The sequence below is a fragment of the Streptomyces sp. NPDC006510 genome (genome assembly GCF_040611955.1).
Lineage (GTDB): Bacteria > Actinomycetota > Actinomycetes > Streptomycetales > Streptomycetaceae > Streptomyces.
Genome location: NZ_JBEXPH010000164.1, coordinates 1 through 19,033, shown reverse-complemented (window position 1 = coordinate 19,033; position 19,033 = coordinate 1). Strand labels below are relative to the sequence as shown.

Below are 19,033 nucleotides of genomic sequence, written 5' to 3'. Positions count from 1 at the left end.
GCCACCGGGCGACCTCGCCGAGCGCCTGACGCGCGCCTGCGGCGTCGAGCTCCGAGTCGCCACCGTGCCGGCGGCGACACCGGCGACCCTCCCCGAGGCGTCCCGGACGGCCACGGAGATCCTCCGGGTCGCCCGCGCCTGCGGGCTGCCGCCCGGACTGCACGTCCTGGACGACGTACTCCTCGAATTCCACCTGTCCCGACCAGGCCCCAGCAGCCACCGCATCGCCGCCCTGCTGGACCCCGTGGCGGGCCGCCCCGAACTGCTGCGGACCCTCCGCACCCACCTGCCACAGCAGCAGGACCGACGCCTCACCGCGGCTGTGCTGGGGCTGCATCCCAACACCGTCGACAACCGTCTGGCCAAGCTCACCGAGCTGACCGGCCTCGATCCGTCGTCACCACGCGGCGCCGCGCTCGCCATCGCGGCCCTGCTGCTGCGCGACACCGCTGCCGGGCCCGACGGAGTGTCCGCAGCCGGCTGACCGGCACCCGCATGGGCAACCGGTCTCAGTCGAGGCTGCGTCCATGGGCGCGGAGTGTCAGAAGTGCCTTGAGCGTCACGATGGGCCGCCCCTCCAGAGCCGTCCCCGGTGCCCACTGCCGCCAGTTGACCGGCCAGCCGCCGTCCGCCTGCTGCTCGGCCGCGAGATGGTCGAGCGAGCGGGAGAGCTCCTCGTCGGTGAACCAGCGCCGGGCGAGCGACTGGGGCGTACGGGCGTAGTCGTACGGAAAGTGCTGCTCACCCGGCGCGTATCCGGCCGCCACGGGGTACTCGGCGCGCTGCTCCGGATCCAGCACGGCGAGCCGCTGATCCCGCACCAGCCGCCCGAGCCGGTCGGCCGCCGCCTGAGCTCGCGCCCGGTCCGGAGCGCCGTCCAGAAAGGCGAGCGCCGCCTCGATCTCGTACGGATGCGACCGGTCCAGTGCGTCCACCGCGGCCCAGCAAAAATCGGTGGCCCGGAACAGCCAGGCATGCCACACCGCATTGCGGTGCAGGAGCCCGACGACGGGGCCGGTGGTCAACAGCGCCGCGGGAGGATCGTCGACGATCGGGATGAACGGCGCGGCGGGATAGCCGCGCTGCGTCGGCAGGAGAGCGGGCAGCGCGCCCTCCTTGGTCGACACCTCGGTGAGGAAGCGGCAGATCCGCTCCACCCGCAGCCCGTCGCAGCGCCCGATGGAGTCCAGCACATTGAGCGCGTGCGCGGTGTGCAGTGGCTGACTGACGGGGCCGCGCAGATCGGGTTCGAGCGCGTGCCCGTAGCCGCCGTCCTCGTTCAGATAGGCGGCGAGTGCGGTTTCCACGGCGTCCGCACTTCCTTCCAGGAAGTGATGAGCGAACCGCCGCTGTTCCAGGACGCGGGCCGTGAGCCAGATGAACTGCTCGGCACGGTTGAGGGGACTTGTTCCGGTTCCAGCCATGGACCGACCGTAGGCCGGTAAGCGCTCTCGACAGGACGTAGCAGGCTCGGCTGCACTCTCAGGAGCGGGATACTGAGGTCATGCGGTTGACGATTTTCTGGGAACGGATGGCAGACCACTTCGGTGCGGGGTACGCCGACTCCTTCGCGCGCGATCATGTGATGGCCGAGCTCGGCGGGCAGACGGTGCACCAGGCGCTGGCCGCGGGCTGGGAAACCAAGGATGTCTGGCGCGGTGTCTGTACGGCGGTCGGTATCCCCGCGGACAAGCGCTGACCCCAGGCTCCTGGCCGACCCGCGCCGACCTGCACCGATCCCCGGCCCGTCAGTGTCCGGACCTGCGCTGTTGTCCGGGGTGGTCGGTTGCTCGTCGCAGCCGTAGGCGAGACTGGAGCCGTGGCACCGACAGACGAGACAGCACAGACCCAGCCGCCGATCACACCGCCCGTCCCGCCGGCCGCGCCACCCGCCGCGTCCGCCGGCAACGGGTCGGTACGCATGCCCGCGTGGCTGCCGCGCGCCATGGTTCTCGCCCTGGCGCTCTACGCCTGTTACCGGCTCGGCAGTTGGGCGTTCGACCAGCTCATCGGTCTGCTGATCAATGTACTGATCGCGTTCTTCCTGGCGCTTGCCATCGAGCCGGCGGTGAGCCGGATGTCGGCGCGCGGCATGCGCCGCGGCCTCGCCACCTTCCTGGTCTTCCTGGCGGTGCTGATCGCCGGGGTGGGCTTCGTCGTGCTGCTCGGCTCGATGCTCGCGGGCCAGATCGTCGACATGGTCGAGGAGTTCCCGAAGTATCTGGACTCGGTGATCAACTGGGTCAACCAGACCTTCCACACCGACCTTTCCCGGGTCGAGGTCCAGGACAGCCTGCTCCACTCCGACTGGCTGCAGAAGTACGTCCAGAACAGCGCGACCGGAGTGCTCGACATCTCCACCACCGTGCTCGGCGGGCTGTTCCGCCTTCTGACGATCTTCCTGTTCTCGTTCTACTTCGCGGCCGACGGCCCCAGGCTGCGGCGCGCCCTGTGCTCCGTGCTGCCGCCCGCCAGGCAGGCGGAGGTCCTGCGGGCCTGGGAGATCGCGGTCGACAAGACCGGCGGCTACCTCTACTCGCGCGGTCTGATGGCCCTCATCTCCGGGATCGCGCACTACGTCCTGCTGGTGATCCTCGGCGTTCCGTACGCGCCCGCGCTCGCCGTCTGGGTCGGGCTGGTCTCCCAGTTCATCCCCACGATCGGTACGTATCTGGCGGGCGCTCTGCCGATGCTGATCGCGTTCACCGTCGACCCCTGGTACGCGGTGTGGGTGCTCGGCTTCGTCGTGGTCTACCAGCAGTTCGAGAACTACGCGCTGCAGCCCAAGCTCACCTCCAAGACCGTGGACATCCATCCGGCGGTCGCCTTCGGATCGGTCATCGCGGGCACGGCTCTGATGGGCGCCGTGGGCGCGCTGATCGCGATCCCGGCCGTCGCCACGCTCCAGGCGTTCCTCGGCGCGTATGTGAAGCGGTACGACGTGACGGACGACCCCCGGATGCACGGCCGGGGCCGTCGGCGCGGCGAGCCGGTGCTCACACGGCTGCGCCGCTCCTGGCGCGCCTCCGGGAGTGACGAGGGCTACGGGAGCGAGGGCGGACAGGGCGCTGTCGGGGAGCCGGAGGTGCCGGGGCGCGCCTGACCGTCTGGTCGGGACGTGAGTGCGCGATCGCGTCGCACCGGTTCGCTTCGGTGACGCCGTGGGCCTCCAGCATGGCCGCGGACCGCAGTCAGCCGGGCGTGAGGGATACGGCGGTCGCGCCATGGGGCTCCAGCTCGTGCGCCGGCGCGAACGCCATCCGGTTCGCCGACGCCTTGGCCTCGACGAGGGCCGCGGTCTCCTCCACGGTTCATCTCGGAGCGCTCCGGCCCGCTCGTCCGCCCCGTGACATGGACGGTCGCTCCGATCGCACCCGGTTGAACGGCGATGCCGCGACCCGGACCCCGTGTCGCCCCGGGGAACCAGGGCCACTTCGTCTGACTGGTTTGTCCATATATATCCGGAATTCGGCATGGTGTGGCCGGCGTTCGGAGTGGCGTCGATCGCCTGTTCTTGACTCCCCGGAAGCGGGGCGCTAGAGCGCTACGCTGGGTGCAGATCGGTCCGGCGTGGTGCGCTTGACACCAAAATCGAACATCCATTCTCATGGGATTCCGGCCGGGTTTTCCCGGGCCCGACCGTGGAGTTATCCACAGGCCGGGAGGACGTCGAGGCCCATTGTCAGTGGCAGGGGTTAGCGTCTTTGACGTGAAGCGATCGACTCAAGCAAATCGGGTGGAACCCATGGCAGGAACCGACCGCGAGAAGGCGCTGGATGCCGCACTCGCACAGATTGAACGGCAATTCGGCAAGGGCGCGGTGATGCGCCTCGGCGAGCGGCCGAACGAGCCCATCGAAGTGATCCCCACCGGGTCGACTGCCCTCGACGTGGCCCTCGGCGTCGGCGGCCTGCCGCGCGGCCGTGTGGTGGAGGTGTACGGACCGGAATCCTCCGGTAAGACGACGCTGACGCTGCACGCGGTGGCGAACGCGCAGAAGCTCGGCGGCTCGGTCGCGTTCATCGACGCGGAGCACGCCCTCGACCCCGAGTACGCGAAGAAGCTCGGCGTCGACATCGACAGTCTCATCCTGTCCCAGCCGGACAACGGTGAGCAGGCCCTTGAGATCGTGGACATGCTGGTCCGTTCCGGTGCCCTCGATCTGATCGTCATCGACTCCGTCGCGGCGCTCGTGCCGCGTGCGGAGATCGAGGGCGAGATGGGTGACTCGCACGTGGGTCTGCAGGCCCGTCTGATGAGCCAGGCACTCCGCAAGATCACCAGCGCGCTCAACCAGTCCAAGACCACCGCGATCTTCATCAACCAGCTCCGCGAGAAGATCGGTGTGATGTTCGGCTCGCCGGAGACCACGACCGGTGGCCGGGCGCTCAAGTTCTACGCCTCGGTGCGCCTTGACATCCGCCGGATCGAGACGCTGAAGGACGGCACCGACGCCGTCGGTAACCGCACCCGCGTCAAGGTCGTCAAGAACAAGGTCGCGCCGCCCTTCAAGCAGGCCGAGTTCGACATCCTCTACGGCCAGGGAATCAGCCGTGAGGGCGGTCTGATCGACATGGGCGTGGAGCACGGCTTCGTCCGCAAGGCGGGTGCCTGGTACACCTACGAGGGCGACCAGCTCGGCCAGGGCAAGGAGAACGCCCGTAACTTCCTCAAGGACAACCCCGATCTCGCCAACGAGATCGAGAAGAAGATCCTTGAGAAGCTGGGCATCGGAGTCAGGCCCGATGACAGCGCCGCCGAGTCCGGTGCGGACGCGGCAGGCGCCGCGGCTCCGGCCGACAGCGCGAAGTCGGCGCCTGCTCCGGCCGGCAAGTCCAAGCCGGCCAAGACGGCGGCGGCCAAGAGCTAGACCGTGACGCGTCGTACGGAGCGGCCGGTCAGCGCCACTGACCAGCACGCCGGCCCCGGCCACGAAATCGCCGCCGGGTACATGGCCGAGTCCGAGGGTGCGTACAAGCCGGAGGCCGGTCCCGGTCGCGGCACGGATTCGGGCGCCGGATTCGGCGAGGGGGCGGGTCGTCGTGCCCGCTCCCGCACCAGGAGCAGCGGCTCCCCTTCCTCGTCGAGGGCCGAGAAGGGGGAGCCGCGAGACCCGGTCGAGCAGGCGCGCAACATCTGCCTGCGGCTGCTCACCGGGACCCCGCGCACCCGGAAGCAGCTTGCGGACGCCCTGCGCAAACGGGAGATCCCGGATGAGGCAGCCGAAGAAGTGCTGTCGCGCTTCGAGGACGTCGGGTTGATCGACGATGCGGCGTTCGCGGACGCCTGGGTGGAGTCCCGGCATCACGGCCGCGGACTGGCCCGCCGCGCTCTCGTCCGTGAGCTGCGCACCAAAGGCGTGGACTCCGCCGTGATCGACGAGGCCGTCGGGCAGCTCGACTCCGAGCAGGAGGAGGCGACCGCTCGCGAGCTGGTCGCGCGCAAGCTGCGCTCCACTCGTGGCCTGGACCGCGACAAGCGGCTGCGCCGCCTTGCGGGCATGCTCGCGCGCAAGGGGTACGGGGAAGGCATGGCCCTGCGCGTCGTGCGGCAGGCGCTGGAGGAAGAGGGCGAGGACACGGAAGGTCTGGACGAGCCCTACTGACCGGGCTCGTAGGGGGCGGCGGGCTTGCGGGGAGTCCGAGCTTGCGGGGAGTCCGGGCAAACGCCGGGGTGCGCAATCGCGGCGTGAGGTATTGGGGGCTGGGGAGCCCTGGGGCGGGGAAGCGCTTCGGGTATCGCCGCCGTGTTGTCGGGCGGGCTGCGGGGGAGGCTCAGTGATCACTGCCCGGCGCGGGCGGCGCGGGCGATGGTGGCGTCGATCAGGGCGAGCGCATCTGCGGCGGTGCGGTCTGGGCAGCGGTTCCAGGGCCCGATCAGCCCGGTCCAGCCCCGGGAACGGAGCTCGGCGACGAGCCAGGCACCGGCCCGGTCGACGGTGTCGAGGGAGCCGTAGCCGAGGCGGTGCGCGGTGAGGAGGGCGCCGCAGATGCACCGTGCACCACGGGCGTTGCGGAGCCGGTACGGGGTGTTCTGCCAGCCCCATTCGGTCAGGATCTGCCTCGCGTAGGCGAGATGCGTGGAGGGCCGTACTTCGGGCTGGCCGATCCGCCGCCAGGAGTGGAGCCGGTCCGGGAGGATCGCGCCCAGCCGTCCGGGAAGCGGCCGTTCACGCGGCGCGGTCGCCGGCAGGGCGCGGACGGAGTCGGCGATGAGCTGGTCGACCGGCACGGACAGCAGGTCGCGCCAGTCGGCCGGCTGACGGGCCGGCAGTTGTTCAGCGGGGCCGGGGGAGGAAGGTCGTACGGGGTCGGGGGCCGTGGCTTCCCAGCCGGTGATGATCTGCTGCCACGCCTCGGTGTCATGGAGGCGAGCGGCCTGGGAATCCAGTTGGTCGGGGGTGAGAGTGGGGGTCGGCATGGGTGCGAGGTCTCCGTCACGTCGGTCCTTGGCGTTGTGGTGAATGTCCGTCGGGTACGGGGATTGCTCCACCGGAGCGTGGCGTTCGGGTGTGTCGGGGCGGATTCGGGGGAACGGCCGGCGGCATGAAGGGCTGACCCCGGATGGACACATGAGGGGATAGCCCCCGCATGAAGACACAGGCACGCTCCAGTGCGCATGCGTCTGTGCACGGAGCACTGTGTGACGCATGGCAGAGAAGCTGTACGGGGCAGAGAAGCCGTACAGGGCAGCGATACCGCGCAGGGCAGGGAGTCTGCACATGGCGGAGAAGTCGTGCCCGGTGCAGAAGCCGTGGCGCGAGTGGGGCGGCGTCGCGCCCCCTCCGGGCATCCGCACGGTCCGTGTCAGACCTGCCGCGATACCGGCAGGGTCCGCGGCCCCCGGCTGAGCCCGCGATTTGGGCGGTTTCGACGGCCTCCGCCCCGGCAGTGTGCTGAGACTCCACCTCGGCGACGGCACCCCGGCGACTCTCACCGTCGCCGCCGTCTACAGTCGCGGGCTGGGCTTCGGCGACCTGACGCTGCCCCACGACCTGCTCGCCCGGCACATGGACAACCCGCTTGCCGCAACCGTCCTGGTCGCCGGGCACGGCAGCCGCGACGAACTCGCCGCTACGGTCGAGCAGTTCCCCGGCGTCTCCGTATTCTCCCCGGACACCGTCGATCGGCGCCAGGCGGACCGGCAGCAGGAGAACGCGGCGGCCAATTACCTCGCCATGGGCCTGATCCTGGCCTCCACCGCCATCGCGGTCGTCAACACCCTTGCCATGTCCGTGTCCGAGCGCATCAGGAAGTTCGCCATGCTCAGGCTGGCCGGTGCGACCCGGCGGCAGGTCCTGAGGATGCTCCGTGCCAGGCCCTGTCGGTGCTGCTGATCGCCGCGGCCCTCGGCAGCGGTATCGCGCTGGCTGTGCTGACCGCCTTCAGCATCAGCATGACCGGCAGCGCGGCGCCCACCGTTCTGCCGCTGCTGTACGTGACGGTGGTGGGCGCCGCCGCACTGCTGGCACTGACCGCCACCGCACTGCCCGGCCGACTCGCACTCAGGATCCGGCCGGTGGAGGTGGCCACGTCCAGACAGTGAGCCCCGGACGGAGTCCGGCGTCGGGGGCCTTCGGCAGGACCGCGGACCCCGTCCGTCACACCTCGACCGGCAGCCCCGCCGCGCGCCACGCCTGGAACCCGCCGATCAGATCCGTCGCCCGGTGCAGCCCCAGCTGCCGCAGGGACGCGACAGCGAGGCTCGACGCGTAGCCCTCGTTGCAGACCACGACGATCCGGAGATCGTGGCTCACCGCCTGCGGCGCCCGATGGCTTCCCCGCGGGTCGAGCCGCCACTCCAGTTCGTTGCGCTCGACGACCAGTGCCCCCGGAATCAGCCCGTCCCGCTCCCGCAACTCCGCGTAACGGATGTCCACGAGCAGCGCACCGTCCGCAGCGGCGGCGACCGCCTCCTGCGGGCCGACCCTGACGAACCCCGCCCGGACCCGCTCCAGCAGCTCATCGATCCCGACCGGCTCCGCACCACCCCGACGACCGTCGCTCACTGCCAGTCCTCCGGCCGCTCGACCTGCTCAAGGCGGAGCAGGTCGCCGGTGCGGCTGTAGCGCCGGATCCGCGGCAGCGGTGGGTAGTAGGCGTGTACGGAGACGGCGTGCTGCGTGGCGGATTCGTTCAGCACTTCGTGGACGTGGTGGCGGCCGAACGCCCGGCCCTGGCCGGTGGCCAACTCCCGGGACCGGTCGATGCCTTCGGTGAGTTCGAGGGTCTTCCAGCCGTCGGTGGGCAGCCGGGCGGCCAGCGACAGTTCCTTGAGGGTGCCGGCCGCGGTGGTGAAGGCGCCGATCGAGTCGGCGTGGTCGTGCCAGCCGGTGCCGGTCCCCGGCGGCCAGCCGATCAGCCAGGCCTCGCTGCCGCCCGGCCCTTCGAGCTGGATCCAGGTGCGGCCTTCGGGATCGAGGGGGAGCGAGGCGACGATCCCGGCGTCGGCGGCGACACGGCGGACGAAATCGAGCAGTTCCGCAGCCGTCGGACCGGAGCCGGCGACGGATGGGGACGTGTGTGCGGACGCGGGCGCAGGCGTGGGTACGGGGAGAGAGGCAGACACAGAGACCGTCCTGAGGGTTCGCGCGGATGCCCCGCCCGTACGGCAGCGCGCACAGCGGGGCAGGGAAAGGCGATTCAGCAGAACGGCCGACACACGCAGCCCGCATAGCGGACGAGGTCCATATGGACCCTCCGCCACAGGCGCACATCGGTGTCGGTCACGTTTCGGAGTACACCATGTACCTCCGCAGCGGTCAATTGATGCCCGCAGTCCGGTCGGAGAGCAGGGAGGCGCGCACCGCCCCGCCACGTACCGCGTCCGCCGCCGCGAAGAGCTCCCGGGGCCGTACCCCGCCGAACGACGCCACGAGGTGACCGTCCGGCCTGATCAGCAGCACGGTGTGGGCCGACGCCCCCGGATAGCTCTCGGTCACCAGCAGTTCGCCCTTCACCGGCAGCGCGTCGACGGCCGCGGCGAGGCGGGGCATGACACCGGCGGTCTTCCAGTGACGCCGGTCCCAGACCCCCGTGCCGGGCGCCACCAGGACCACCAGCAGATGCCCCTGCCCCAGCCGCTCCCGGAGCCGCACGGTCGTGCCGTCGGGTGCCGTCACCCGCACATCGGCCACCGGCGCACCGGGGGGCGTACCCACGGATGTGTGCGCCTCGGCGCGTGGGGGCGCAAGGGGCGAATGCGAGTACGAAGGGGGCGCACCGAGGGGGCCGCAGCCCAGATGCCCATCGGTGAGCAGCGAATCGTGCCCCCGTGCGCTCCCCGGGACCAAGGTCCGTAGCCCGCCGCCGCCACGCAGTATCGGCAGCGACTGGTCCGCGGCGCGCAGCCGCGCGGCGACGGCGGCCCGGCGCTCGGCCTGGTAGCTGTCGAGCAGCACGTCGGAGGCACCGTGGTGCCAGTCCTGGGCCAGCTTCCAGGCCAGGTTCTCGGCGTCCCGCAGCCCCTCGTCGAGGCCCTGGGTGCCGAGCGCGCCCAGCAGATGCGCGGCGTCCCCGGCCAGGAAGGCCCGGTCGACCCGCCAGCGCAGGGCGAGCCGATGGTGCAGCGTGTACACGCCCGTGTCCAGCAGCTCGTACGGCGGTGTCTCGCCGCACCAGCCCGCCAGGGTGTCCCGGACCCGGGTGATCAGGGCGTCCGGGGTGACCAGCTCGCCGCGTGGCGGCAGCAGCCAGTCCAGCCGCCAGACGCCGTCCGGCAGCGGACGCGCCGTCACCTCGGCGCCGCCGGTGCGCCACGGCGGCAGCCGGTGCAGCACGGCCTGGCCGGGCCAGGGCAGCTCGGTGCGCAGCGCCGCGACGGCATGCCGCTCCACCGCCGTACGACCGGGGAACCGGATGTCGAGCAGCTTGCGCACGGTGGACCTGGCTCCGTCGCAGCCCACCAGATAACTCCCGCGCCACCAGGTCGCGTTCGGCTCCCTGGTGTGCACGGTGACGCCGGTGGGGTCCTGCTCCAGCGTGTCGATCCGGCTGTACGGGGCCACCCGCACCAGCTTGTGCGCGGCCACCGCATCCCGCAGCCCGCGCGTCAGGACGTGCTGCGGCAGATGGACGGGGGCCGGCGACGGATCGCCCTCGGGGGAGTCCTCGCCGAGCGGCAGCTCACGCACCAGCTGCCTGCGCCGCATCGACCGCCACCCGGACCACCGCATCCCCTCGTGCCGGAGCGCCTTGCAGCCCAGCCGCTCCACCAGGGCCGCGGTGTCCTCGCGCAGCACCACGGTGCGGGCGGGGCGTGTCTCGTCCTTTCCGGGGTCCTCGTCGAGAAGGACGGAGGGAACGCCTTGCGCCGCGAGGGCGAGCGACAGCGCCAGACCGACGGGCCCGGCACCGACGATGATCACCGGGTCCACGGGGCGGCTCCTCGAATCCGTGCGAACGACGCCGAGGACGCGGACGGAACGAGCGCGCGGCTCGAAACGGGGGTAGGCGGCGGAGGGAGAAGTGTGGCGGCGGGGGCAGGGGGCGCGATCACAGAACGTATGCAACCTACTGCCGCTGCTTGCGTCAAGCGACACCAAAGTGCGGTGAGGGGCGGTGGCAGATCTGCCACCGCCCCTCGGGCGTTCGATGCGACGAGCCGTCAGACGGCGCGCCCGTCGTCGATGACGAGCGACGGCGTACCGATGGTCTCCGGTGCGCCCCCGGGCGTGGTGCCCTTCCCCTTCTTGTTGCGCCGGAGCCACCGCTCCAGCCGGCTCGCGAAGGAGGTGAGCGCGAAGTTCACCAGGAGGTAGATCAGGGCGACGACGGTGAAGCACGCGATGGTGTTCGCGCCGTAGTTCGCAGCCATCGGCCGGACCGAGGCCAGCAGCTCGGGGAAGGTCATCACGGCACCACCGAGCGCGGTGTCCTTCACGATGACGACGAGCTGGCTGACGATCGCCGGCAGCATGGCCGTCACTGCCTGCGGCAGAAGCACGAACACCATGGTCTGGCCCTTGCGCATGCCGAGCGCCTTGGCGGCCTCACCCTGGCCCTTCGGAAGGGTGTGGATGCCGGCTCGCACGATCTCGGCGAGTACGGAGGCGTTGTACAGCACCAGACCGGTCACCACGGCGTACAGGGGACGGTCGTCGGTGCTGATGTTCGTGTACTCCGAGTACACCGCGTTCGCGATGATCATCAGGATCAGTACGGGGATGGCACGGAAGAACTCCACGACCACGCCGGCCGGCACCCGCACCCACCGGTGGTCGGAGAGCCGACCGATACCGAAGAGCGCTCCGAGCGGCAGCGCGATGATCAGGGCGAAGAACGCCGCCTTGAGCGTGTTCTGGAGGCCCGGCCAGATGTAGGTCACCCAGGGCTGGGAGCTGGTGAAGAAGGGTTCCCACTTGATCCAGTCGAGCTGGTGCTTCTCGGCCAGGCCGTCGTACACCCACCACACCACGGCTGCGGCGCACAGCATGAACAGCACCGTGTACAGGATGTTGCGCTGCTTGGCGCGCGGTCCTTGGGCGTCGTAGAGGACGGAACTCATCGCTTCACCGCCACCTTCTTGCTCACCCAGCCGAGGATCAGGCCGGTCGGGAGGGTCAGAACGATGAAGCCGAACGCGAAGACCAGCGCGATCAGGATCAGCTGGGCCTCGGCCTCGATCATGTCCTTCATCAGGTAGGAGGCCTCGACGACGCCGATCGCGGAGGCGACCGTGGTGTTCTTCGTGAGTGCGATCAGCACGTTGGACAACGGGTTGACCACCGCGCGGAACGCCTGAGGAAGGATGATCAGCCGCAGCACCTGCGTGAAGCTCAGCCCGAGTGCGCGCGCGGCCTCGGCCTGGCCGACCGGCACCGTGTTGATGCCGGAGCGCAGCGCTTCGCAGACGAAGGCGGCCGTGTAGGCGGCCAGGGCGAGTACGGCCAGCCGGAAGTTGATGTCGTCGGTGACATCGGCACCGAGCGCGATGCCCAGAGTCTGGTACAGACCCAGCGACGAGAAGAGGATGATCACGGTCAGCGGAATGTTCCGGACCACGTTCACGTACGCGGTGGCGAAGCCGCGCATCAGGGGGACCGGGCTGACCTTCATGCCGGCCAGCAGCGTTCCCCATATGAGGGAGCCGAGGGCGGAGTAGACGGTGAGCTGCACCGTCACCCAGAAGGCCCCCAGCAGGTCGTAACCTTCAAGAAAGTCGAACACGATCTCCCGCGCTTCCGCGTGTAGGAGGGCACGGCGCGCCGCCGTTCACGGACGGCGCGCCCGGTCAGCCCTGCTTCACTTGACGATGTTGCCGATCTTCGGGGCGGGCTCGTTCTTGTAGTTCGCCGGGCCGAAGTTGGCCTTCACGGCCTTGTCCCAGGAACCGTCCGAGACCATCTTGGTGAGCGCGTCGTTGATCTTCTTCTTGAGGTCGGCGTCGCCCTTCTTCAGGCCGATGCCGTAGTTCTCGTTGGTCATCTTGAAGCCGGCCAGCTTGAACTTGCCCTGGAAGTTCTGCTGCGAGGCGTAGCCCGCCAGGATGCTGTCATCGGTGGTGAGCGCGTCGATGACCTTGTTCTCCAGGCCGGTCAGGCACTCCGAGTAGCCGCCGTACGTCTGGAGGTCGGCCTTCGGGGCCAGCTTGTCCTTGACGTTCTTCGCCGAGGTCGAGCCGGCGACCGAACACAGCTTCTTGTTGTTCAGGTCGGCCGGGGACTTGATCGAGTCGTCGTCGGCGCGGACCAGGATGTCCTGGTGCGCCAGCAGGTACGGACCGGCGAAGTCGACCTTCTGCAGGCGCTCGTCGTTGATCGAGTAGGAGGCGGCGATGAACTTCACGTCACCGCGCTCGATCGCCGTCTCGCGGTCGGCGCTCTTGGTCTCCTTGAAGACGATGTCCTTGGCGTCGTAGCCGAGTTCCTTGGCCACGTACGTGGCGACATCGACGTCGAAGCCGGTGTATTTGCCGTCGGGGGTCTTCAGGCCGATGCCCGGCTGGTCGATCTTGATGCCGATCGTGATCTTCTTGCCGTCGCCCGAGCCGCCGTCCTCCTTGTCGGAACCACAGGCGGTGGCGGTGAGGGCGAGAGCGAGCACGGCGGCCGAGGCGGCGGTGACCTTACGAAGCTGCATGGTGTATTTCCCTAGAGTTGACGCGATACGAGCGATCGGCCGGCCCGGGAACCGGCGGTACGAATCGATCAGGTGACGCGGATCAATCAGTGGTGAAGGATCTTCGACAGGAAGTCCTTGGCCCGGTCACTTCGCGGGTTGCTGAAGAACTGGTCGGGCGTGGCCTCTTCGACGATCTTTCCGTCGGCCATGAAGACGACCCGGTTCGCCGCCGAGCGCGCGAAGCCCATTTCGTGCGTGACGACGACCATCGTCATGCCGTCCCGGGCGAGCTGCTGCATGACCTCCAGCACCTCGTTGATCATCTCCGGGTCGAGCGCCGATGTCGGCTCGTCGAAGAGGATCACCTTCGGGTCCATCGCCAACGCCCGTGCGATGGCCACGCGTTGCTGCTGACCGCCGGACAGCTGAGCGGGGTACTTGTCGGCCTGCGTCGCCACACCGACCCGGTCGAGCAGCGTATGGGCCTTGTCCTCGGCGGCCTTCTTGTCCGTCTTGCGGACCTTGATCTGGCCCAGCATCACGTTTTCGAGCACCGTCTTGTGCGCGAAGAGATTGAACGACTGGAAGACCATGCCGACATCGGCGCGCAGCCTGGCCAGCTCCTTGCCCTCCTGGGGCAGCGGCTTGCCGTCGATCGAGATGGCGCCCGAGTCGATCGTCTCCAAGCGGTTGATCGTGCGGCACAGCGTGGACTTCCCGGACCCGGAGGGCCCGATGACGACCACGACCTCGCCACGGGCGATCGTCAGGTCGATGTCCTGGAGCACATGCAGCGCGCCGAAGTGCTTGTTGACGTTGCTCAGTACGACAAGGTCGTTCGCCGCGGGTGCGGCGTCCTCGGCGCCCTTGGTCACTGAAACTTCGCTCATCGGCTTCTTGCTCCGTCCTCCTCGGTTGGGAAGGACCCTAGTGACGCGGTGCTACCAGCGTCATTACATCTGAGCGGAAATTGAGGATAACGATCCGGCGGCAACCGGACACTCCGTGTGAACGGGACGCGGGGTGCGACGCCCATGGCGTACCGGGTGGATAACAGATGGCTGGATGCGACGGGAGGGCCTTGACTGACCTGCCTCTCATCGGAGTGGATGCCCTGGTACGTCATGACGTGAAACTCCTCGGTACGGGAATCGGTACGGGGAAGTGACGAGGAACGTACGAGTGACCGCACCGACACCTGCCGACACATATCGGCACCGCACCATCGGAAATCCGGAAAGGGGGGCCATGAGGCTGCTGCTCGTCGAGGACGACAACCACGTCGCGGCCGCCCTCTCCGCGATCCTGGCCCGGCACGGCTTCCGGGTCGTGCACGCGCGCAGCGGCGAGGAAGCGCTGCAGGCGCTGCTGCCCGCGGACATGGAGCCGTTCGGCGTCGTGCTCCTCGACCTCGGCCTGCCCGACCAGGACGGCTACGAGGTGTGCGGGAAGATCCGCAAGCGCACCGCCACCCCGGTGATCATGGTGACCGCGCGCGCCGACGTACGGTCGCGGATCCACGGCCTCAACCTCGGCGCCGACGACTATGTGGTCAAGCCGTACGACACCGGCGAACTCCTCGCCCGTATCCATGCCGTCAGCCGGCGCAACGCTCCGGGCGAGGACACCGTGCCCATGCCCGTCGCCGCGCTGCGTCTCGGTCACGTCCACATCGAGCTGCCGACCCGCCGGGTCAGCGTCGACGGATCGGAAGTCCAGCTCACCCGCAAGGAGTTCGACCTGCTCGCGCTGCTCGCCCAGCGCCCCGGAGTGGTCTTCCGCCGGGAGCAGATCATCAGCGAGGTGTGGCGCACGAGCTGGGAGGGCACGGGGCGCACACTCGAAGTGCACGTGGCGTCCCTGCGTTCCAAACTGCGGCTGCCCGCCCTGATCGAGACGGTGCGCGGAGTCGGCTACCGCCTCGTCGCGCCGTCCGCGTAGAGGCGTCCTTCCCAGGTGCGCACCCGGCTGCTTCCCCTGCTCATCGTGCTCATGGCGGGCGTGCTGCTCGCCCTCGGCTTCCCGCTGGCCGTCAGCGTGGCGGCGGCCCAGCAGCAACGCGTCGTCATCGACCGCATCGACGACACGGCACGCTTCGCCGCACTCGCGCAGTTCATCACCGAGCGGGCCGCCGGTTACGACGAACGCCGGCGCACCCTGCGGAGCGAACTCGACACCTACGCGTCCGTGTACGGCATCCGCGCCGGTGTCTTCTACCGCGACGACAGCGCCATGGCGAAGGCCCCCGCCGCCTGGCAGCTCCCGATCGAGGGGGAGGGGCGCGAGGCGTTCAAGGAGGCCCTGCTGGGCCGGCGCAGCCACGACCCGCCGCAGGTCTGGCCGTGGCAGGACGGCAGGGTCGTCGTCGCCTCACCCGTCGTACGGGACGGCGATGTCGTCGCCGTCGTGGTCCTCGACTCGCCCACCGCGGAGATGCGCTCGCGCACGCTGCGCGGCTGGTTGCTGATCGCGGCCGGTGAGGTGATCGCGATGCTGGTGGCGGTCGGTGCCGCGATCCGCCTCACCGGCTGGGTGCTGCTGCCCGTGCGGACCCTGGACGCGGCCACCCACGACATCGCCAGCGGGCGGATGCGGTCCCGGGTCGCGGCTTCCGGCGGGCCGCCGGAACTCAGGCGCCTGGCCCGGTCGTTCAACGAGATGGCCGACAACGTCGAGGACGTGCTGGAGCAGCAGCGCGCCTTCGTCGCCGACGCCTCGCACCAGCTGCGCAACCCCCTCGCCGCGCTGTTGCTGCGGATCGAGCTCCTCGCGCTCGAACTCCCCGAGGGCAACGAGGAGATCGCCTCCGTGCGCACGGAGGGCAAGCGCCTCGCGCAGGTCCTCGACGACCTGCTCGACCTGGCGCTGGCCGAACACGCCGCGGCCGATCTGCAGCTCACGGACATCGGCGCGCTCACCGCGGAGCGCGTCGCGTCCTGGCGGCCGGTCGCCGAGGAGAAGGGGGTACGGCTCCGCGCGGACGGCTCGGCCGCGGTGACCGCCTGGGCGGACCCCATCGCCCTGTCGAGCGCGCTGGACGCGATCATCGACAACGCGCTGAAATTCACGCCGCCCGAGGAAGAGGTCGTCGTCACGGTCGCTTCCGGCCGCGATGACGTCACGGTCGTCGTCGCCGACCGCGGGCCGGGCCTCACCGACCAGGAGATGGAACGTGTCGGCGACCGCTTCTGGCGCAGCACCCAGCATCAGAACGTCCAGGGTTCCGGCCTCGGGCTCTCCATCTCGCAGGCGCTCCTGGCGGCCGGCGGCGGCTCGCTGAGCTACGCGGCCCACGAGCCGCACGGGCTGCGGGTGACGGTCTCCGTGCCCCGCAACGGCCCGCAGGGCTGAGCGGAACAGGATGCTGAGCGGGATGGAATGAGGAGAGCGGTCAGGGCTTGACCGAGCGGTAGTAGCGGCTGGCCCCTTCGTGCAGCGGCAGCGGATCGGTGTAGATCGCCGTCCGCAGATCCACCAGCTGGGCCGCGTGTACCTCGCGCCCGATCCGGTCCCGGCTGTCGATCACGGTCCGGGTGAACGCCTCCGTCATCGCCGGGTCCGAGCGTTCCGTGGTCACCAGCACATTGGCGACCGCGACCGTCGGCACCGCCTGGCCCTGCTGCGCGTTGCGGTAGGCGTCGGCGGGCATCATGGCCGAACGGTAGTACCGGGCCGACCCGCCCACCGCCTGGAGCTTCTTGACCAGCGGGGCCTCCAGCGGCACCAGCCGGATCGCGAACCGGTCCGACAGCTCCTGCACGGCGGACGTGGGCAGTCCGCCGGACCAGAAGAAGGCATCGAGCCGGTTGTTCTCCAGCTGCTCCGGCATGGTGTCGATACCGGCGGAAACCGGCTTCACGTCGTTCGCGGGGTCGAGCCCCGCGGCCGTCAGCAGCCGGTCGGCGACCAGCCGTACGCCCGAACCCCGCTGCCCCACCCCGACGCGTTTGCCGGCCAGATCCGAGACCCTCCGCACCTCCGAGTCGCGGGGCACGACCAGCTGGATGTAGTCGTCGTACAGCCGCACACAGCCCCGCAGCCGGTCGGCGCCGGGCTTGCCGCCGCGCAGATAGGTGGCGAGGGCATCGGTGGTGGCGATGGTGAAGTCGGCCTTCCCGGTTGCCACCCGTGCGATGTTCTGCTGCGAGCCCTCGCTGGTCCGGAGCCGTATCGACACCTCGGGCAGATCCCGGGCCAGGTCCCCCTTGAGGCGCTCGCCGTAGCGCTGGTAGACCCCGCTGCGCACACCGGTACTGAAGGTCAGCGTTCCGGTCGGCGCCGGCTGCCCGAGCGGCAGCAGCCACCACAGCAGCAGCCCGAGCACGACGGCGACGGCGGCGCACGCCTGAAGAACGCGTCGCCTGCCGATACGGGAGAGTGCGTGGAGCATGGCGGCGATCCTGCCAGTCCGCTCCGGCGATGACCAGGGCCGCTCCCCGGCGGGGTATTCATCATCGGGGCCCGGGCGGAGCCCTTACCCTGGACGGGTGAGCGGCAACGACGTGGCTGGTGGAGTAGTGGACGGTTTGAAAACGTACGAGGTGCGCACCTACGGGTGCCAGATGAACGTCCACGACTCCGAGCGGCTGTCGGGGCTGCTGGAGGGCGCGGGTTACGTACGTGCCGCCGAGGGCTCGGACGGTGACGCCGATGTCGTCGTCTTCAATACCTGCGCGGTGCGGGAGAACGCCGACAACAAGCTCTACGGCAACCTCGGCCGGCTCGCCCCGATGAAGACGAAGCGGCCCGGGATGCAGATTGCGGTCGGCGGCTGTCTGGCGCAGAAGGACCGCGACACGATCGTCCAGCGGGCCCCGTGGGTCGACGTCGTCTTCGGTACGCACAACATCGGCAAGCTGCCGGTGCTGCTGGAGCGCGCCCGGATCCAGGAGGAGGCGCAGATCGAGATCGCCGAATCCCTGGAGGCCTTCCCCTCCACGCTCCCCACCCGGCGCGAGTCCGCCTATGCCGCGTGGGTCTCGATCTCCGTCGGCTGCAACAACACCTGCACCTTCTGCATCGTCCCGGCGCTGCGCGGCAAGGAGAAGGACCGCCGCACCGGCGACATCCTCGCCGAGATCGAGGCCCTGGTCGCCGAGGGTGTCTCGGAGATCACCCTGCTCGGCCAGAACGTGAACGCGTACGGCTCCGACATCGGCGACCGCGAGGCCTTCTCCAAGCTGCTGCGCGCCTGCGGGAGGATCGAGGGGCTGGAGCGGGTCCGCTTCACCTCGCCGCACCCCCGCGACTTCACGGACGACGTGATCGCGGCGATGGCCGAGACGCCCAATGTGATGCCCCAGCTCCACATGCCGATGCAGTCGGGCTCCGACACGATCCTCAAGGCGATGCGGCGCTCGTACCGCCAGGAGCGCTTCCTCGGCATCATCGAGAAGGTGCGCGCCGCGATGCCGGACGCCGCCGTCTCCACCGACATCATCGTGGGCTTCCCCGGCGAGACCGAGGAGGACTTCGAGCAGACCATGCATGCGGTCCGCGAGGCGCGCTTCGCCAATGCCTTCACCTTCCAGTACTCCAAGCGCCCCGGCACCCCGGCCGCCGAGATGGAGGGGCAGATCCCCAAGGAGGTCGTCCAGGAGCGGTACATGCGCCTGTCGGCCCTTCAGGAGGAGATCTCCTGGGAGGAGAACAAGAAGCAGGTCGGCCGGACGCTGGAGATCATGGTCGCGGAGGGCGAGGGCCGCAAGGACGGCGCCACCCACCGCCTCTCCGGCCGCGCCCCCGACAACCGCCTGGTCCACTTCACCAAGCCGGACGAGGACGTGCGGCCGGGCGACGTGGTGACCGTCGAGATCAGCTACGCCGCCCCGCACCACCTGCTCGCCGAGGGCGCACCGGTGGCCGTGCGGCGGACCCGGGCCGGGGACGCCTGGGAGAAGCGCCACGCCACCGAGGCCGCCAAGCCGGCCGGGGTGATGCTGGGACTGCCCGGCATCGGGGCCCCGGCGCCG

Annotated in this window: 19 protein-coding genes and 2 pseudogenes; 9 read left to right on the top strand and 12 right to left on the bottom strand. The window is 69.8% G+C overall.

Annotated features, from left to right (window positions below; translation table 11 throughout):
* Positions 1 to 484, top strand: a 484-nt coding sequence (locus ABZY11_RS33915; protein WP_356482843.1) for a helix-turn-helix domain-containing protein, incomplete at its 5' end; no start/stop codon positions are given.
* A 25-nt stretch (positions 485 to 509) separates the two neighbouring features.
* Here the strand turns inward: ABZY11_RS33915 and ABZY11_RS33910 are convergent.
* Positions 510 to 1,424, bottom strand: coding sequence for a hypothetical protein (locus ABZY11_RS33910; RefSeq protein ID WP_356482842.1), 915 nt, complete (start codon positions 1,422 to 1,424; stop codon positions 510 to 512).
* A gap of 80 nt (positions 1,425 to 1,504) precedes the next feature.
* Here ABZY11_RS33910 and ABZY11_RS33905 point away from each other — a divergent pair, with 80 nt between their 5' ends.
* Positions 1,505 to 1,699: a DUF3046 domain-containing protein gene (locus ABZY11_RS33905; protein ID WP_114247022.1), complete on the top strand. Its 195-nt coding sequence runs from the start codon at positions 1,505 to 1,507 to the stop codon at positions 1,697 to 1,699.
* 222 nt (positions 1,700 to 1,921) lie between these two features.
* Entirely contained in the window at positions 1,922 to 3,103 is a 1,182-nt protein-coding gene (locus ABZY11_RS33900; protein WP_356482846.1) for an AI-2E family transporter, read from the top strand.
* 16 nt (positions 3,104 to 3,119) lie between these two features.
* Here ABZY11_RS33900 and ABZY11_RS33895 read toward each other — a convergent pair.
* Positions 3,120 to 3,459, bottom strand: a pseudogene (locus tag ABZY11_RS33895) (hypothetical protein); the annotation flags it as partial.
* A gap of 286 nt (positions 3,460 to 3,745) precedes the next feature.
* Between ABZY11_RS33895 and recA the strand changes: the two are divergent.
* Both recA and recX read left to right on the top strand, forming a co-directional pair.
* A complete protein-coding gene (gene recA, locus ABZY11_RS33890) occupies positions 3,746 to 4,870 on the top strand; it encodes a recombinase RecA (protein WP_356482841.1) in 1,125 nt (374 codons plus the stop codon).
* Positions 4,871 to 4,873: 3 nt separating this feature from the next.
* A complete protein-coding gene (recX, locus tag ABZY11_RS33885) occupies positions 4,874 to 5,605 on the top strand; it encodes a recombination regulator RecX (protein WP_356482840.1) in 732 nt (243 codons plus the stop codon).
* Between the two features lie 176 nt (positions 5,606 to 5,781).
* Here the strand turns inward: recX and ABZY11_RS33880 are convergent, their stop codons facing one another.
* On the bottom strand, positions 5,782 to 6,420 hold the full coding sequence (locus ABZY11_RS33880) for a hypothetical protein (protein WP_356482839.1): 639 nt from the start codon (positions 6,418 to 6,420) through the stop codon (positions 5,782 to 5,784).
* A gap of 457 nt (positions 6,421 to 6,877) precedes the next feature.
* Here ABZY11_RS33880 and ABZY11_RS33875 point away from each other — a divergent pair.
* A pseudogene (locus ABZY11_RS33875) lies at positions 6,878 to 7,545 on the top strand (FtsX-like permease family protein); the annotation flags it as partial.
* Positions 7,546 to 7,600: 55 nt separating this feature from the next.
* Here ABZY11_RS33875 and ABZY11_RS33870 read toward each other — a convergent pair.
* The 8 genes from ABZY11_RS33870 to ABZY11_RS33835 form a co-directional block, all read right to left on the bottom strand.
* Entirely contained in the window at positions 7,601 to 8,008 is a 408-nt protein-coding gene (locus ABZY11_RS33870) for a rhodanese-like domain-containing protein (RefSeq protein ID WP_356482838.1), read from the bottom strand.
* Positions 8,005 to 8,568 carry a cysteine dioxygenase gene (locus tag ABZY11_RS33865; RefSeq protein ID WP_356482837.1) on the bottom strand — a complete coding sequence of 188 codons (564 nt, stop codon included), beginning with the start codon at positions 8,566 to 8,568 and terminating at the stop codon, positions 8,005 to 8,007. The genes ABZY11_RS33870 and ABZY11_RS33865 overlap by 4 nt, the downstream gene beginning before the upstream one ends.
* 74 nt (positions 8,569 to 8,642) lie before the next feature.
* The gene (locus tag ABZY11_RS33860; protein ID WP_356482845.1) at positions 8,643 to 8,714 is read right to left on the bottom strand and encodes a putative leader peptide; all 72 of its coding nucleotides are present in this window, start codon (positions 8,712 to 8,714) and stop codon (positions 8,643 to 8,645) included.
* A gap of 47 nt (positions 8,715 to 8,761) precedes the next feature.
* Positions 8,762 to 10,375 (bottom strand): FAD-dependent monooxygenase, encoded by a 1,614-nt coding sequence (locus ABZY11_RS33855; RefSeq protein ID WP_356482836.1) that lies wholly within the window; start codon positions 10,373 to 10,375, stop codon positions 8,762 to 8,764.
* A gap of 230 nt (positions 10,376 to 10,605) precedes the next feature.
* The gene (locus ABZY11_RS33850) at positions 10,606 to 11,505 is read right to left on the bottom strand and encodes an amino acid ABC transporter permease (protein ID WP_356482835.1); all 900 of its coding nucleotides are present in this window, start codon (positions 11,503 to 11,505) and stop codon (positions 10,606 to 10,608) included.
* The gene (locus tag ABZY11_RS33845) at positions 11,502 to 12,167 is read right to left on the bottom strand and encodes an amino acid ABC transporter permease (protein WP_356482834.1); all 666 of its coding nucleotides are present in this window, start codon (positions 12,165 to 12,167) and stop codon (positions 11,502 to 11,504) included. The genes ABZY11_RS33850 and ABZY11_RS33845 overlap by 4 nt, the downstream gene beginning before the upstream one ends.
* Before the next feature lie 75 nt (positions 12,168 to 12,242).
* Positions 12,243 to 13,079 carry a glutamate ABC transporter substrate-binding protein gene (locus ABZY11_RS33840; protein ID WP_356482833.1) on the bottom strand — a complete coding sequence of 279 codons (837 nt, stop codon included), beginning with the start codon at positions 13,077 to 13,079 and terminating at the stop codon, positions 12,243 to 12,245.
* 86 nt (positions 13,080 to 13,165) lie between these two features.
* Positions 13,166 to 13,951 (bottom strand): amino acid ABC transporter ATP-binding protein, encoded by a 786-nt coding sequence (locus ABZY11_RS33835; RefSeq protein WP_356482832.1) that lies wholly within the window; start codon positions 13,949 to 13,951, stop codon positions 13,166 to 13,168.
* 358 nt (positions 13,952 to 14,309) lie between these two features.
* Here ABZY11_RS33835 and ABZY11_RS33830 point away from each other — a divergent pair, with 358 nt between their 5' ends.
* Together ABZY11_RS33830 and ABZY11_RS33825 are read left to right on the top strand one after the other, a co-directional pair.
* The gene (locus ABZY11_RS33830) at positions 14,310 to 15,002 is read left to right on the top strand and encodes a response regulator transcription factor (protein ID WP_356482831.1); all 693 of its coding nucleotides are present in this window, start codon (positions 14,310 to 14,312) and stop codon (positions 15,000 to 15,002) included.
* Between the two features lie 15 nt (positions 15,003 to 15,017).
* Entirely contained in the window at positions 15,018 to 16,412 is a 1,395-nt protein-coding gene (locus tag ABZY11_RS33825; protein ID WP_356482830.1) for a HAMP domain-containing sensor histidine kinase, read from the top strand.
* Between the two features lie 40 nt (positions 16,413 to 16,452).
* On the opposite strand, the gene ABZY11_RS33820 is transcribed toward ABZY11_RS33825, so the two are convergent.
* Positions 16,453 to 17,451 (bottom strand): TAXI family TRAP transporter solute-binding subunit, encoded by a 999-nt coding sequence (locus ABZY11_RS33820; protein WP_356482829.1) that lies wholly within the window; start codon positions 17,449 to 17,451, stop codon positions 16,453 to 16,455.
* Between the two features lie 127 nt (positions 17,452 to 17,578).
* Here ABZY11_RS33820 and miaB point away from each other — a divergent pair.
* Positions 17,579 to 19,033 (top strand): tRNA (N6-isopentenyl adenosine(37)-C2)-methylthiotransferase MiaB (gene miaB, locus ABZY11_RS33815; RefSeq protein WP_356482844.1); only part of this gene is annotated, 1,455 nt, incomplete at its 3' end.